This is a genomic window from Halobacillus sp. B23F22_5, assembly GCF_043497085.1.
Taxonomy (GTDB): Bacteria; Bacillota; Bacilli; order Bacillales; family Halobacillaceae; genus Thalassobacillus.
In genome coordinates this window covers 11,710-27,068 of sequence record NZ_JBIEKI010000012.1, presented here as the reverse complement: position 1 = coordinate 27,068, position 15,359 = coordinate 11,710, and the positions used below count along the sequence as shown (strand labels likewise).

General features: G+C 41.4%; 14 protein-coding genes and 1 other annotated feature. Of the genes, 12 read left to right on the top strand and 2 right to left on the bottom strand.

Features of this window, described 5'->3' with window-relative positions:
* Positions 1-261 precede the first annotated feature (261 nt).
* The 3 genes from ACGTN9_RS14800 to ACGTN9_RS14790 all read left to right on the top strand — a co-directional run bounded on the left by ACGTN9_RS14800 (position 262) and on the right by ACGTN9_RS14790 (position 2,653).
* A complete protein-coding gene (locus tag ACGTN9_RS14800) occupies positions 262-1,074 on the top strand; it encodes a transporter substrate-binding domain-containing protein (protein ID WP_499594040.1) in 813 nt (270 codons plus the stop codon).
* A gap of 169 nt (positions 1,075-1,243) precedes the next feature.
* Positions 1,244-1,894 carry an amino acid ABC transporter permease gene (locus tag ACGTN9_RS14795; RefSeq protein ID WP_499594155.1) on the top strand — a complete coding sequence of 217 codons (651 nt, stop codon included), beginning with the start codon at positions 1,244-1,246 and terminating at the stop codon, positions 1,892-1,894.
* 36 nt (positions 1,895-1,930) lie between these two features.
* On the top strand, positions 1,931-2,653 hold the full coding sequence (locus tag ACGTN9_RS14790) for an amino acid ABC transporter ATP-binding protein (RefSeq protein ID WP_499594153.1): 723 nt from the start codon (positions 1,931-1,933) through the stop codon (positions 2,651-2,653).
* A 29-nt stretch (positions 2,654-2,682) separates the two neighbouring features.
* On the opposite strand, the gene ACGTN9_RS14785 is transcribed toward ACGTN9_RS14790, so the two are convergent.
* The gene (locus ACGTN9_RS14785; protein ID WP_499594038.1) at positions 2,683-3,189 is read right to left on the bottom strand and encodes a LiaI-LiaF-like domain-containing protein; all 507 of its coding nucleotides are present in this window, start codon (positions 3,187-3,189) and stop codon (positions 2,683-2,685) included.
* A 231-nt stretch (positions 3,190-3,420) separates the two neighbouring features.
* Between ACGTN9_RS14785 and hemA the strand changes: the two genes are divergently transcribed.
* The 8 genes from hemA (at position 3,421) to ACGTN9_RS14745 (ending at position 11,971) form a co-directional block, all read left to right on the top strand.
* Positions 3,421-4,794 (top strand): glutamyl-tRNA reductase, encoded by a 1,374-nt coding sequence (gene hemA / locus ACGTN9_RS14780; protein WP_499594036.1) that lies wholly within the window; start codon positions 3,421-3,423, stop codon positions 4,792-4,794.
* A gap of 17 nt (positions 4,795-4,811) precedes the next feature.
* Positions 4,812-5,630 (top strand): cytochrome c biogenesis protein, encoded by an 819-nt coding sequence (locus ACGTN9_RS14775; RefSeq protein ID WP_499594034.1) that lies wholly within the window; start codon positions 4,812-4,814, stop codon positions 5,628-5,630.
* A gap of 18 nt (positions 5,631-5,648) precedes the next feature.
* Entirely contained in the window at positions 5,649-6,578 is a 930-nt protein-coding gene (gene hemC, locus ACGTN9_RS14770; RefSeq protein ID WP_499594033.1) for a hydroxymethylbilane synthase, read from the top strand.
* On the top strand, positions 6,578-7,366 hold the full coding sequence (locus ACGTN9_RS14765; RefSeq protein WP_499594031.1) for a uroporphyrinogen-III synthase: 789 nt from the start codon (positions 6,578-6,580) through the stop codon (positions 7,364-7,366). Before hemC ends, ACGTN9_RS14765 begins: the two co-directional genes overlap by 1 nt.
* Positions 7,356-8,333 (top strand): porphobilinogen synthase, encoded by a 978-nt coding sequence (gene hemB, locus ACGTN9_RS14760; RefSeq protein WP_499594029.1) that lies wholly within the window; start codon positions 7,356-7,358, stop codon positions 8,331-8,333. Before ACGTN9_RS14765 ends, hemB begins: the two co-directional genes overlap by 11 nt.
* A gap of 23 nt (positions 8,334-8,356) precedes the next feature.
* Positions 8,357-9,649, top strand: a complete 1,293-nt coding sequence (gene hemL, locus ACGTN9_RS14755; protein WP_499594027.1) for a glutamate-1-semialdehyde 2,1-aminomutase — start codon at positions 8,357-8,359, stop codon at positions 9,647-9,649.
* A gap of 179 nt (positions 9,650-9,828) precedes the next feature.
* Positions 9,829-10,860: a stage VI sporulation protein D gene (spoVID, locus tag ACGTN9_RS14750; protein WP_499594025.1), complete on the top strand. Its 1,032-nt coding sequence runs from the start codon at positions 9,829-9,831 to the stop codon at positions 10,858-10,860.
* A 76-nt stretch (positions 10,861-10,936) separates the two neighbouring features.
* On the top strand, positions 10,937-11,971 hold the full coding sequence (locus ACGTN9_RS14745) for a hypothetical protein (protein ID WP_499594023.1): 1,035 nt from the start codon (positions 10,937-10,939) through the stop codon (positions 11,969-11,971).
* Here ACGTN9_RS14745 and ACGTN9_RS14740 read toward each other — a convergent pair.
* On the bottom strand, positions 11,943-12,131 hold the full coding sequence (locus ACGTN9_RS14740; RefSeq protein WP_093044327.1) for a YszA family small membrane protein: 189 nt from the start codon (positions 12,129-12,131) through the stop codon (positions 11,943-11,945). The genes ACGTN9_RS14745 and ACGTN9_RS14740 overlap by 29 nt on opposite strands.
* 133 nt (positions 12,132-12,264) lie before the next feature.
* Positions 12,265-12,500, top strand: a binding site (T-box leader).
* 147 nt (positions 12,501-12,647) lie between these two features.
* Here ACGTN9_RS14740 and ACGTN9_RS14735 point away from each other — a divergent pair.
* A complete protein-coding gene (locus tag ACGTN9_RS14735; RefSeq protein WP_499594021.1) occupies positions 12,648-15,290 on the top strand; it encodes a valine--tRNA ligase in 2,643 nt (880 codons plus the stop codon).
* Positions 15,291-15,359 lie beyond the last annotated feature (69 nt).

Below are 15,359 nucleotides of genomic sequence, written 5' to 3'. Positions count from 1 at the left end.
AGATGGTCGGGTTTTTTATAAAAAAACAAGTTTAACTTGAACAAAAAAGGGTATTATAAACTTGGATAGTTAAATATTTACATAGTAAGTCGAGTATTCCACTGAAATTCTAAGGAAAAGCAATGTTTACGTTGTTCTTCCTAGCCCAGGCGGGCTTTGTTCGATATAATAGCCTGATTTGAATTTTGAGAAAAATCAGATTGATTGTTATGATGAAGGGTGTTCTCATTCTAAAAAAAGAAAAGGAGAGGATTACGAGAAATGAAAAAATTACCTTTGTTCTTATTTAGTGTATTAATGCTTTTCGTACTTGCTGCCTGTGGGTCCGGTGAGTCGGAAGAATCAACAGAACAACAGAATGGTGAATCTCAAGGGGGAAGCGAATACAATTTAGTAGAAAATGGGAAATTCACTTTTGCTGCATCTGGTGAATTTCGTCCATTCAGTTCAACCGGACCTTCTGGAGAGATGGAAGGATTTGATATAGACGTTGCTAATGCAATTGCTGAAGAGCTGGGCTTAGAGCCGAATCAAAAGAAGTTCAAGTTTGCATCGATTGTAGAAGGTGTAAAAACCGGTCGTTTTGACGCCGCAGTTGCCAGCCACACAATCACCCCTGAACGTCAAAAGGAAGTTGATTTCTCCACCCCTTACTACTACTCAGGTGCCCAGGTTTTTGTTCGCCCCGATAGTGACGTAGAATCCCTGGATGATTTAGAAGGTAAAGAAATTGCTGTTTCTAAAGGTTCTACGTATGTAGAATTCGCTAATCAGGTAACCGATAAGGTTCAAAGTTATGACAGTGATGTCGTGGCATTACAATCATTGGATAAAGGACGTCATGATGCGGTAATCACTGACTTTCTAACTGGTAAAGAAGCAAAGGGCCAAGGTTTGAATATCGAAGGTAAAGAAATGATTGAGCGTAGTGAACAGGCAGTAGCAGTAGCAAAAGATAACGAGAAACTTTTGGAAGCTGTCAATGAAGCAATTGATAAACTCCGTGAAGACGGGACTTTAACAGAAATAAGTAAAAAATATTTTGGAGAAGATATCACCACAAAACCAGAGTGAAAAAGTCAATAGAAGAGCACGCCGGGCGTGCTCTTTTTACACTTTAAAAAGCTTAACTGGGCTGAATGGTTAAAGTATAAAAAATACTAAGACTCTCGCCATAAAGTTTTGGCGATAAGCCAGGTTTTTTAAACATGAGGAGGAGCTGAACGTTTTGTACTTGAATATCATCAAATTTGGTGAAGCCTTATTCGAAAGTAGAAATCTTTTTGCTGAAGCTGCATGGCTGACGCTTAAGCTGACTGCAGTTTCGATATTCATTGCTATATTTATTGGACTATTTTTTGCATTAATGAAAATATCAAAAATCAAAGTTTTGGAATGGATAGCGAACTTTTATATTTTTATAGTAAGAGGTACACCATTAATCGTACAAATATTTGTTTTCTATTATGGGCTTACTGAAATAGCGATGATTTCAGGATTCTGGTCTGCGACGTTAGGTTTGGCATTCCATAATGGGGCCTATATAGCTGAAATCTTCAGAGGCTCGATTCAGTCGATCGGGAAAGGCCAGACGGAAGCAGGCAGATCTCTTGGAATGAATCGCTCACAGACGATGAAAAGGATCATTCTGCCGCAGGCATTCCGAAGAGCCCTCCCTCCACTTGGGAACCAGTTCATCATTGGTTTAAAGGACTCTTCTCTCGCGGCATTTATTGGATTGACAGAAATTTTTGGAGCGGCTACTACGATGGGGGCCAATACCTTTGATTATATGACCTGGTTATTGGTGAGTGCTGTTTACTACTTGATACTAGTATTCTTGTTGACATTAGTAGTATCATTCATCGAAAAGAAAATGGCAGCAAGTGATTAAAGGAGGAGGAACAAAAGCGTGTCAGATGTTAGAGAAATGATTCGAGTAGAAAAACTGAATAAATCTTTTGGTGCTCTTCATGTGTTGAAAGATATAGATTTTACAGTAAAAGAAAGTGAAGTGGTTGTACTCATAGGGGCAAGTGGCTCAGGGAAGAGTACGTTACTGCGCTGTTTAAACTTTCTAGAGTTGAAAAATGATGGAAAGGTTATTATTGAAGGAAAAGAGACAGACCCTAAAAAAGATAACCTGAATGAGGTAAGGCAGAAGGTGGGAATGGTATTTCAGCATTTCAACTTATTCCCTCACAAAACGGTGCTGGAAAATGTCATAGAGGCTCCTACTCAAGTAAAAAAAATCAAAAAAGCACAGGCGGTAGAAGAAGCAAAGGAATTATTAGCTAAGGTAGGCCTGGGAGATAAAGCAGATGATTATCCCTCGCGTTTATCCGGTGGACAAAAACAACGAGTGGCCATTGCGCGTGCGTTGGCGATGAAACCGGATATCATGCTATTTGATGAACCAACTTCCGCTCTCGATCCAGAACTTGTAGGGGAAGTGCTGGCAACTATGAAAGAACTTGCGAAAGAAGGGATGACAATGATTGTTGTCACCCATGAAATGGGGTTTGCTCGTGAAGTTGCCGATAAAGTCGTGTACATGCATGACGGGCGTATCGTTGAAGTGGGAGAGCCTAACCAATTGTTTGATAACCCTCAAGAACAACGCACACAAGAATTTTTGAGTTCTATATTATAATTAAAATCCCGGGCTAAAGGCCCGGGATTTTATTTTTTTCTTTTATTTTTAGTATTCTTCTTATTCTTTAAGAGGAAAAGGCCGATAATGATCAATGCTAATGGCCAAAATTGCTCAATAAGGGCAAATAACTGATAGACCCAATGAAACCATCCTGGGTTAACCGGAGAAAATAAGGCGAATAAACCAAGAACAACTAATAATAGCCCCGGTATCAACCCATGTTTTGTTTTATTAGAGCGAAGTACGAACGCAATTCCGATGATGAGCGGGTAGACACCCCAATGATCAAGCCAAAATCGATAAGTAGTAAGCCCGTGGAAGTGGATCCCGAATCCTAACAGTACAGCGCCAGCAAAAATATTATGGAATTCATTCGTAATATAGCTATGTAATAAAAACGAAATACCGATAATCATTAAAATTGTCGGCCAAGAATAAAAATCAGTTAATAGGGGAATATGTAATTGTCGCAGTAAAAAATAAGCTCCTAAACCAATCAATAGAAAACCTGTAAAAGTGTTCTGTCTTTTCATGTCCAGCCTCCCCTTACATATGTCGAATTGTTGCGTATATACCTAGGTTGTGGTACATTACAGTCGGGTTTGATTTGTTTACGAAGGAATTACATTTATTTATCTTTTATTCAATCCTACCATAGAGTTTCATATTCTGTTCACAATTTCCATCAGTTAGTACTATTTCTCATGTTATAATGTACTTTATAAAATACTGCTCGTCAGGAAAGTTTTTTGGGGGTAGATGATATGCACATTTTAGTTGTCGGCGTAAATTATAAAACAGCCCCAGTAGAAATCAGGGAAAAACTCACGTTTTCTGAAAACCACATTTCGGAAGCTATGGTTGAATTGAACCAGCGAAAGAGTGTGTTAGAAAACGTGATTATTTCCACATGTAATCGAACGGAAATTTATGCCGTCGTTGATCAACTTCATACAGGACGCTATTATATCAAACAGTTCTTGTCTGATTGGTTTGAGGTGGAGAAAGAGACATTCTCCCCTTACTTGTCTATTTATGAAGGCGATGGTGCCATGGAGCACCTGCTGCGCGTAACCTGTGGTTTAGATTCCATGGTCCTGGGTGAAACTCAGATTCTTGGGCAAATGAAGCAGGCCTTCTTACAGGGGCAAGAAGCGAAAACTACCGGTACCATTTTCAACCAATTATTCAAGCAGGCAGTAACACTTGCTAAGCGTTCCCATAAAGAAACAGAAATTGGAGAAAATGCAGTGTCCGTCAGTTACGCTGCTGTTGAACTGGCTCGTAAAATCTTCGGTGACCTCGTCAACAAGCATGTAGTCATCTTAGGTGCAGGGAAAATGGGCGAACTTGCTGCCAAGAACCTGCAAGGGTCCGGGGTGAAGCAGGTTACCGTAATCAATCGAACGCTTGCTAAAGCACAAGTAGTTGCCGACCAATTCAATGGAGAAGCTAAAACGATTGATGATTTGTCAAAGACATTGAAAGATGCGGATATTCTAATCAGTTCCACTGGTGCTAAAGATTATGTGATTACTAAAGAAGTGATGGCTCCTATTCAGAAAGCGCGCAAAGGGAAGCCGTTATTCTTAGTAGACATTGCTGTACCACGGGATCTGGATCCAGCTATGGAAGCATTAGAAAGTGTATTTTTATATGACATTGATGATTTACAAGGGATTGTTGATGCTAACCTGGCTGCAAGACAACAGGCAGCAGAGGTTATCGAAATCATGATTGAAGAAGAGATCATCGCATTTAAGGATTGGCTGCAAACCATTGGAGTAGTGCCAGTTATCTCCGCTCTAAGGAATAAAGCTTTATCGATCCAATCAGAAACGATGAAAAGCATTGAGCGTAAAATGCCTGATTTAACTGAGCGGGAGAAGAAAGTGTTGAACAAGCACACGAAAAGTATTATCAATCAGATGTTGAAAGACCCTATTTTGCAGGCCAAAGAATTGGCAGCTCAACCAGATGCAGATGAGTCACTGCGGCTGTTCACGCAGATATTCGGCATCGAAGAGCGGGTGCAGAATGAAATCCAGGAGCAGCAACAGAAAGATAATAAAGTGGTGTCCCTGGATCGGAATGGGGAACTATCCCTTCCTTCCATAAGAAATGCTTCCACACACTAGTAAGGAAGGATTACTATATGCTTGATGTGAAATGGCTTTATGAGTTTATTATTTTCATTTACGCTCTAAGTGTTATTGGCTATTTTATTGATTTCATTCAACAAAACCGGAAGGCGAACCTTGCAGCCTTCTGGTTACTTAGTATGGTTTGGTCTTTGCAAACCATTTTTTTATTAACACAAGTTTTTATTGAAGATAACTTTCCAGTAATGAGCGTTTACGACGGATTATATTTTTATGCTTGGATTCTAGTGACTTTTTCATTAATCATCAACCGCTTGTACCGTGTGGATTTTCTAGTATTTTTTACGAATGTGGTTGGTTTCTCAGTCATGCTGCTCCATATCACTACCAAAGCGCAGGCTGATTTAGTAGAACAAGGGGTTCGTTTTATAGATGAAATGCTTGTCGCTCATATCACATTGGCACTCATCTCTTACGGTTTTTTTACGTTTTCGTTTATTTTTTCACTAATGTACCTGCTGCAATACCGCTTGTTGAAAAGAAAAAAATGGGATAAGCGGTTGTGGCGTTTGGGAGACTTATCTAAACTCGATCACTACTCTTACCTGTCAGTGACTGGAGGAGTCCCTTTACTGTTATTAGCTGTCATACTCGGTGTGGTATGGGGATATAACTCGGATGATGTTTTTTATTGGTATGACTCGAAGACAATGGGTTCGTTCATTGTGTTATTCGTCTATATAATCTTTTTATTTTTACGGATAGTGAAAGGGTATCAAGGCAGGTCGATAGCTGTGTATAATGCTGCGGCATTTTTGTTTTTGCTCGTTAACTTCTTTTTATTCGGTTCACTGTCGAACTTCCACTTTTAAGATTGAGGAGGCAATTTGGTGCGTAAAATTATTATTGGTTCAAGAAAAAGCAATTTAGCAATCACTCAAACAGAATGGGTCATCGATCAATTGAAAAAGGTGGAGCCAGCCGCTGAATTTGAAATTAAACGTATCTCGACTAAAGGAGATCAGATTTTGGATGTCACTTTATCCAAGGTTGGTGGCAAGGGTTTGTTTGTTAAAGAGATTGAAAAAGCGATGTATGAAGAAGAAATTGATATGGCTGTTCACAGCATGAAAGATATGCCTTCTGTCATTTCCGAAGGCTTGATGATTGCCTCTGTTCCAGAACGTGAGGATCACCGCGATGCGTTCGTTTCTAATAATCATATAAAATTGAAGGATCTGCCGGCCGGTGCGGTCGTTGGTACAAGCAGTTTAAGAAGAGAGTCCCAAATTCGTGCAGCCCGTCCTGACCTTGAAGTAAAATGGATCCGAGGTAATATCGATACGCGTCTTAAAAAATTAAGAGACGGTGAATTCGATGCGATCGTTCTTGCTGCAGCTGGTTTGAAGCGCATGGGCTGGAGCGAGGACCTGGTTACTGAGTATTTGGATAAAGACGTTTGTGTCCCGGCTGTCGGTCAAGGGGCATTAGCCATTCAAACAAGAGAATCTGACAATGAATTACGCGAATTGTTGTCGAAAATCAATGACAGTTATACGGAAAAGACAGTCGCAGCAGAACGTAAATTTCTTCACGACTTAAATGGTGGCTGTCAAGTTCCAATCGGTGGCTATGCCTATCTCGAAGGAGAGGAAGTCGTCTTGACTGCGCTCGTAGGTACGCCTGATGGGGAAACCATTCTAAAGGAGACGTTCAAAGGGGAAGATCCAATCGCGGTGGGGAAAGAAGCTGCTGATCATTTGAAACAGTACGGCGCCCAGAAGATTGTGGATGATGCGAAAGAGGAGCTGGATCAATAATGGGAGCACTGACGGGCAGGAATATTCTTGTCACCCGTGCTCAAATTCAGGCCGCCTCATTATCGGATAAAATAAGGCAAGCAGGAGGGACCCCGATAGAGGTCCCGCTGCTTCATTTCACTTTGCGCAATAACCAAGAAAATAAGCAGTTTATAGAACAACTTCACGAATTCGCTTGGATTTTTTTCACAAGCTCTAATGGCGTGAGGTTTTTTTTCAAGTTATGGGACAAGAAATCTAGATCATGGCCTGAAAATTTGAAGGTAGGAGCCGTAGGCGAGAAAACAGAAAAAACGCTTATAAAATATGGGGTATCTGCAGACTTCGTTCCCAGTACATATACCGCAGAAGTGATGGCAGAGGAATTTTTGAAAAAATATGATAGTCCCGGTTCAACATTATTGGTTCGGGGGAATTTATCGAGGGATGTTCTGCCTGTAGCATTGAGGGGGCATGTTTTTTTCCAATCAATGACCGTGTATGATACGCTATTAGCGAAGGATCAAAGACCATTAATGGAGGCGCTGGAAAACATTTCTATAGATGCTTATACTTTCACGAGCCCTTCGACGGTAGAAGCGTTCGCCCGTTTATGTCACAAGCACAAGAAATTTAACAAATACCTCTCTGTCCCTTGTATTTGCATCGGGCCTACAACTGAGGAGAAAGCAAAACAGGAAGGGTTTATGAACGTCCTGATGCCAGATGGGCATTATACGACGGAAGGTATGGTCGAACTAATGGAAAGTTATTTCAGTGAGAAAGGAATAGATATAGATGAACAGTAAAGAATTTAAGCGACATCGCCGCCTGCGCCGTACGGAATCCATGCGTGCGTTAGTCAGAGAAACTAAATTAACAAAAGATGATCTCATTTATCCTATATTTGTGGTAGAAGGAAAAGGAATCAGAAATGAAGTATCCTCCATGCCAGGTGTTTTCCATGTATCTTTAGACTATTTGACTGAAGAAATGGAGGATTTGCAGTCAAAAGGAATTCGTTCGGTGATCGTCTTTGGCGTACCGAATGAAAAGGACGCTCAAGGATCACAGGCTCATTGCGAACACGGTATCGTACAGGAAGCAATCAGGCAAATCAAGCGGGATGTTCCTTCATTAACTGTAATTGCAGATACCTGTCTTTGTCAGTATACGGACCATGGTCATTGCGGCCTCGTAGAAAATGGGGAAGTTTTGAATGATCCATCCTTGGAGTTGCTGGTCAAAACTGCTGTCAGCCAGGCTGAAGCAGGAGCTGATATCATCGCTCCCTCCAACATGATGGATGGGTTTGTCGCTGCTATCAGACAAGGATTGGATGAAGCGGGTTACAGTCAGATTCCGATTATGTCCTATGCTGTGAAATACGCTTCAGCATTTTATGGCCCGTTCAGGGATGCTGCCCATAGTTCGCCTCAATTCGGTGACCGCCGGGCCTACCAGATGGATCCTGCCAACCGCTTGGAAGCCTTGCGAGAAGCGGAATCTGACATCGAAGAAGGGGCTGACTTTCTTATTGTCAAGCCAGCCTTATCCTATATGGATATCATGCGGGAAGTGAAAGACCGTTTTAATGCCCCGCTTGTTGCTTATAATGTCAGTGGAGAATATTCTATGATAAAAGCAGCAGCGATGAATGGCTGGGTCAATGAACAAGAAATCGTCATGGAAAAATTGACCTCGATGAAACGTGCTGGCGCTGATTTAATCATCACTTACTTTGCTAAGGATGTAGCAGACTGGCTCAAGGAATAATATTTCTAAGGTGGTGCGGAGCAATGAAAAAATTTGATCGTTCAATTGAAGCTTATAAAGAAGCCGAGCAGCTGATGCCGGGCGGAGTGAATTCACCGGTACGTGCTTTCAGATCTGTCCAAATGGACCCGGTGTTTATGGAACGGGGGAAAGGGTCAAAAATCTACGATATCGATGGAAATGAGTATATTGATTATGTATTAAGCTGGGGACCATTGATTCTCGGGCATGCGGACGACCGTGTCGTAGAAAAGCTTAAATCTATTACAGAATTAGGGACAAGCTTTGGTGCCCCGACAGAAATTGAAAATAAGCTTGCTCAATTAGTCATCGACCGTGTACCTTCTATTGAAATGGTTCGGATGGTTAATTCAGGTACGGAGGCGACAATGAGTGCGCTACGTGTTGCAAGAGGATACACGGGCAGGAACAAAATTTTGAAATTCGAAGGAAACTATCACGGGCACGGAGATTCTCTCCTGATTAAAGCAGGTTCAGGAGTAGCTACACTTGGACTGCCTGATTCTCCAGGTGTCCCAGAGGGAATAGCCAAAAACACGATTACCGTGCCATATAACGACATGGAGAGTGTGCGCTATGCATTTGAACAATTTGGTGATGATCTGGCAGCAGTAATTGTAGAACCTGTTGCCGGAAATATGGGAGTTGTACCTCCACAGGATAATTTCCTGCAGGAACTTCGCCAAATTACAGAAGATAATGGAACAGTATTGATTTTTGATGAAGTGATGACCGGGTTCCGCGTAGGTTATAACTGTGCTCAGGGCCATTTCGGTGTAACGCCTGACATGACTTGCCTTGGCAAGGTCATTGGTGGCGGACTTCCTGTTGGAGCTTACGGCGGCAAAAAAGAAATCATGGAGCGAGTCGCGCCTACTGGTGATATTTATCAGGCAGGAACATTGTCAGGAAATCCATTAGCAATGACAGCAGGATACGAAACATTAAAAGCGATGGATAGGGATGCTTATGAAGCGATCAATGAAAAAGTGGACCGTCTGATCCAAGGGTTTACGGATGCAGCAATAGAAAATGATATTCCATTTACAGTAAATCGGGCGGGGTCCATGGTAGGCTTTTTCTTCAATAAAGAAGGGGTTTATAACTTTGAAACAGCCAGCTCCTCTGATTTAGAATTATTTGCAACGTATTATCGTGGAATGATTGAAGAAGGAATTTTCTTACCGCCTTCTCAATTTGAAGGTTTATTCTTATCCACTGCTCATACGGATGAAGATATTGAAAAGACAATAGAAGCAGCAAGAAAAGTATTTTCTGATTACAGTAAAAAATAGAAACTTACCCACCCCAAATAGATAAGGCCATAGAGTTATTATGGCATAAAAAGGCTTAGAGGAATTTTTCCTCTAAGCCTTTTGTATGGGCTTTTCTTTTTGTTTCGTATATTTTCCCTTCCCTGTGCATAAAGTGGAACAGAGATGGATGTTGCGTCACAAGGGAGGAGGAAAAGTACGTGACTAATGATAATGCCAATGTGTTTTCTTTTTATTTAGACGAATCGTTATGGTTTGAAAGAGGACAGGAAGTCAATGAGTTGATGGGGATTTCACTGGATCCGGAAATTGTCATTCATCCCTTGGATGAGACAGTATTGATTCAAGGGGCGATCAATCTTACTGGGGAGTACTTTGCTAAATCAGGAGAGGACTCAGAAACGGAAACTGTAGCACCTTTCCCTTCCAGAAAGCTAGTCGAAAGAGTGGAGCAGGAAGAAGAGGGGGCAAGCCAGTTTTATCATCAATTTCCTGTAGAGGTTTCCATACCGAGGAATCGTGTTGAAAATGTAGATGATGTATCTGTAAGTATTGACGTTTTTGATTATGAATTGCCTTCTGCAAACCAACTCAAACTGCATGCCACTGTCGCTATTCATGGAATAGAGGAAGCGGATAGAGAAAAAGAGAAACCTGCATCTTCCAAGGAAAGGAGTGAAAACAACACTGCCTGGGAACAATCCTATCAATTTGAAGTGGATTACCCAGAAAATGATGAAGTGTTCACATCTCCTGAGGAAAATTCTCTATCTTTGGAGCAAGAGAGTTCAATCATCGAGGATGAAGCAGTTGAATCAAAATCAGAATCTTCAAGTGGGGATCGCTGGAAATATAAAAAAGTCCAGACACTCTCTGAATTTTTTAACCATGGAGCCGCTCCGGAAGTAGAAGAGAATGAGCCGAGCCCGTCACCATCCTATGAGGCATCTCCTTCCTTAGAATATATGGAGGGTGAGATGGAAGTACAAGATGATGAGGGAGAAGCTGATGCTGAAAGCCGGAATATTGGTAACCAATTACTCTTCAGTATGTTTGAAGACCGCGAAGAAACTTATACAAAGATGAAAATGTGTATTGTTCAAGAAGAAGATACACTTGAAAGTATTGCAGACCGCTATCAAATTTCCATAACTAACTTGACGAAGGTGAATAATGTATTCGAAGATGATCTTAGACCTGGTAAAATCATTTATATTCCTTCGCAATCATAATAGGATTCCTAAAAGGCTGTCCTGGAAGATTCCATCCCTTCCTCGACAGCCCGATCTGTTTTGAGGGAGGGATTTTTTGAATTACTTACAAACTATTATCCACAGGTATGGGATGTCGATTCATAGAACCGAACAAATCACAAATAAGTTATATCGTATTCAAACCGATTTTGGTGATTTTGCGCTAAAACAGTCCCGCTATCACTCCAATGAAGAAAGCAAATGGCTTTCCATTGCAGAATGGCTGGAAGCTAACGGGGGACAACTCGCGCCACCGATAGCCAGAACCAGGGATCGAACCCCATATGTAAAAATCGAAAATTGGCTTTATTATCTTACCCCATGGGTGGAGCACACCAAGGATGAGTATCCAAGTCATGATATAGAAAGTTTTTATCGCAGCCTGGGGATATTGCATAAACAAACGAAGCAGACATCTCTGGATAATCACCACTATGTTGAATATCTATGGAATAGAAGAGAAGCGAGCGAGCAAGCGCATCAACATCTGCTCGTTAAGATAGAGGAGTTTGAAAAGCGTCATTATATGCCCCCGCTGGGACTGGCTGTTTGTTCACAATATAAGCAGATTCATTATTCTTTAGAATTTATGAAAGATTTATTTAAGGAGTTTCCTGATCGCGAAAATATATCCGGGGATCTACCACAGGTCATTAATCATGGCAATCTGAAAAACGATCATATCATCCAATATCATGGTCATAGCTATTTTCTTAACTGGGAGCAAATGTTTGTTGGACCTGCCATGTTGGACGTCAGCAGGTTTTTTCTGAATGATTTCCGTTTTCATGATAGTCCTGTTGAAGAATATATCAAGAAATTTCCAGTGTATGAGCAATTATATGGAATGACAAACCAAGATCGTCTTCTTTTAGCGATTCACCTCATTGATCCTCATCATTATTTTTACCGGTTGGATCAATTAGCAGAGGATAAAAAATCAAGTGAGCTTGAAAAGGTACAGAAATTAGAGAAAAGTTTTCGGCGAATGGTATATGGGCGGATGATTGCCGAATCTCTTTTTTCTTCTTTTCAAGCTCAGCAAGCAAAAGAAAACGAGTCTATATCCACTCCAGATGAAACGCAATGAAAATCCCGATGAATATGCCAAGCAGAAATACATCCAATGTAGTTGGAAAGAGGAGTGTACGTAGTAATTGAAAAATCATAAGTGGCAGCATCGCTTTTTCGATGATGTAAAGCCACCTGCGGCACCATGGAGGTAGCCGGTAACGATACAGTCTACTCATTTTAATCACCTCTTTTGTATAAAATATGATGAATCGGATAAAATGATGAAAATGCGGATTTTAGCATCAAGAACTAAGTAACTGTTGATTTTAAATACATTTCTCTATACAATATGAAATATAATTGAACACGTGAAATGCCGTGATGGGGAAGAGTACAGGATGCAAACCTACAGAGAGGGAAACATGTGCTGAAAGTTTTCCAGGATATTGTATGCTAGAAGGTCGCCCCGGACGCAGCTTCTTTGAAAACGAATAAAAGTAGAAGGAGCCGGTTTGAAGCCGTTAACGAATGAAGCGCACAAGGGAGAAATATTATACCTTGTGAATAAAGGTGGTACCACGGAATCAATCTCTTTCGTCCTTTTTTGGATGAAGGGGATTTTTTTATTTTTACTTTATGAAGGTTTAACTTTGTTAAAGGAAAAAAGTATAAAAAAACTTAGGCTTTCGCCATAAGACTTAGCGATAAGCCAAGTCTTTCTAATCACGGTAATTTAAAGGAGGAAATGCAATATGACCAATCAGGAAGTATCATTACCGCCCAAGTATGATCCGACCACAGTTGAAAATGGAAGATACAAATACTGGGTGGATGGAAAATTTTTCGAAGCAACAGGTGACAAATCGAAAGAACCTTATACAGTTGTCATTCCGCCACCGAACGTTACCGGTAAACTACACCTTGGTCACGCATGGGATACTACATTGCAAGACATCATAACACGAGCAAAAAGAATGCAAGGCTACGATGTATTATGGCTTCCAGGTATGGACCATGCAGGTATCGCAACCCAGGCAAAAGTAGAAGCCAAGCTGAAAGAACAAGGCCTTTCCCGTTATGATCTAGGAAGGGAAAAATTCTTGGAACAGGCCTGGTCCTGGAAAGAAGAATATGCGGATTTCATCCGCACCCAGTGGGAGAAACTAGGGCTGGGACTGGATTACTCCCGTGAGCGTTTCACCTTAGATGAAGGGTTATCTGATGCAGTTAAAGAAGTTTTTGTAAAGCTATATGAAAAAGATTTGATCTATCGTGGTGAATATATCATCAATTGGGATCCGGCTACGAAAACCGCGCTCTCTGATATCGAGGTTATTTATAAAGATGTTACCGGGCATTTTTATCATATGAAATATCCATTAAGTGATGGTTCCGGTCATATTGAAATAGCTACTACCCGTCCGGAAACGATGTTAGGCGATACTGCAGTTGCTGTGCATCCTGAAGATGAACGCTATAAGCATCTGATTGGTAAAAAGGTTACATTGCCTGTTACCGGCCGTGAAATTGAAATTGTAGCGGACGATTATGTGGATATGGAATTTGGTTCAGGTGCAGTGAAAATCACCCCTGCTCATGATCCAAATGACTTTGAAATTGGAAACCGTCATAACTTAGAACGGATTCTTGTCATGAACGAAGACGGGACCATGAATGAAAACGCAGGCAAGTACCAGGGAATGGACCGCTTCGAATGCCGTAAACAACTGGTGAAGGATTTACAGGAACAAGGCATTTTATTCGAAATCGAAGATCATGATCATTCGGTAGGCCATTCCGAGCGTAGCGGGGCTGTCGTTGAGCCTTACCTTTCTACTCAGTGGTTTGTCAATATGGAGCCGCTGGCGAAGGAAGCGATTAAGCTCCAGCAAGGTGATGACAAGGTGCACTTTGTACCGGATCGTTTTGAAAAAACCTACCTTCATTGGATGGAAAATATCCGGGATTGGTGTATTTCAAGACAATTATGGTGGGGACATCGCATCCCGGCCTGGTATCATAAACAAACTGGGGAACTTTATGTAGGAAAAGAAGCTCCCGAGGATGCAGAAAATTGGGAGCAGGATACAGATGTATTGGATACATGGTTCTCCTCCGCATTGTGGCCATTCTCCACAATGGGCTGGCCGGATGAAAACAATGAAGATTTTCAACGTCACTTCCCTACAGATGCTTTGGTAACCGGTTATGATATCATCTTTTTCTGGGTGAGCCGCATGATTTTCCAGTCCATCGAATTTACAGATCGTCGCCCATTCAAAGACGTTTTGATTCATGGTCTGGTCAGAGATGCTGAAGGCAGGAAGATGAGTAAGTCTCTTGGCAACGGGGTAGACCCGATGGATGTCATTGAAAAGTATGGAGCGGACTCACTACGTTATTTCTTATCTACAGGGTCAGCGCCTGGGCAGGATCTGCGTTTCCAATGGGAAAAAGTAGAATCAACCTGGAACTTTGTCAACAAAATCTGGAATGCTTCCCGTTTTGCATTAATGAATATGGGAGATATGAAGTATGAAGATATTGATTTGTCCGGAGAAAAATCGGTTGCAGATCAATGGATTTTAACTCGCTTGAACCAAACGGTAGAACAAGTGACAAAGAATATCGACCGCTATGAATTTGGGGAAGCTGGGCGTCACCTATATAATTTCATCTGGGATGAGTTTTGTGATTGGTATATTGAAATGGCAAAGCTGCCTTTATATGGTGAAGATGAAGCGAAGATTAAAACAACTCGCTCCGTGCTTGCTTATACACTAGACAACATTATGAGAATGCTGCATCCATTCATGCCATTTGTTACAGAAGAGATTTGGCAGCATTTGCCACATGAAGGTGAGTCTATTACTCAAGCAGCATGGCCGAAAGTTAAGACGGAATTCGATAATGAGAAAGCTGTCGGTGAAATGGAACGGCTAGTCACAATCATTCGTGCAGTTCGTAACATTCGCGCGGAAGTGGATACGCCGATGTCCAAAGAAATTCAGTTGCTGATTCAGGCAAAAAATGAAGAAGTGGAGAAAGAATTAGAAACAAATCGCCACTATCTGGAGCGTTTCTGTAATCCAAGTGAACTTACGATTGCAACAAGTCTGCAAGCTCCAGAAAAAGCGATGTCTGCTGTAGTAACAGGTGCTGAGCTTTACCTTCCTTTAGCTGGACTGATCAATATCGAAGATGAGATTCAACGCCTGGAAAAAGAGAGGGAAAAATGGGATAAAGAAGTGGAGCGAGTACAAAAGAAACTTTCGAATGAAGGTTTTGTCAAAAAAGCTCCTGAGCACGTGGTCCAGGAAGAACGTGAAAAAGAAACCGACTACTTAGATAAGCGGGCAAAAGTAGAAGCACGTATCCAAGAGTTGAAAGCTTAAAGAGTAGGAAAACTTGAGGGTGTTCCAAGTGGGGATGCCCTCTCTTTGTTGTGAAGGGAGAAATATCAG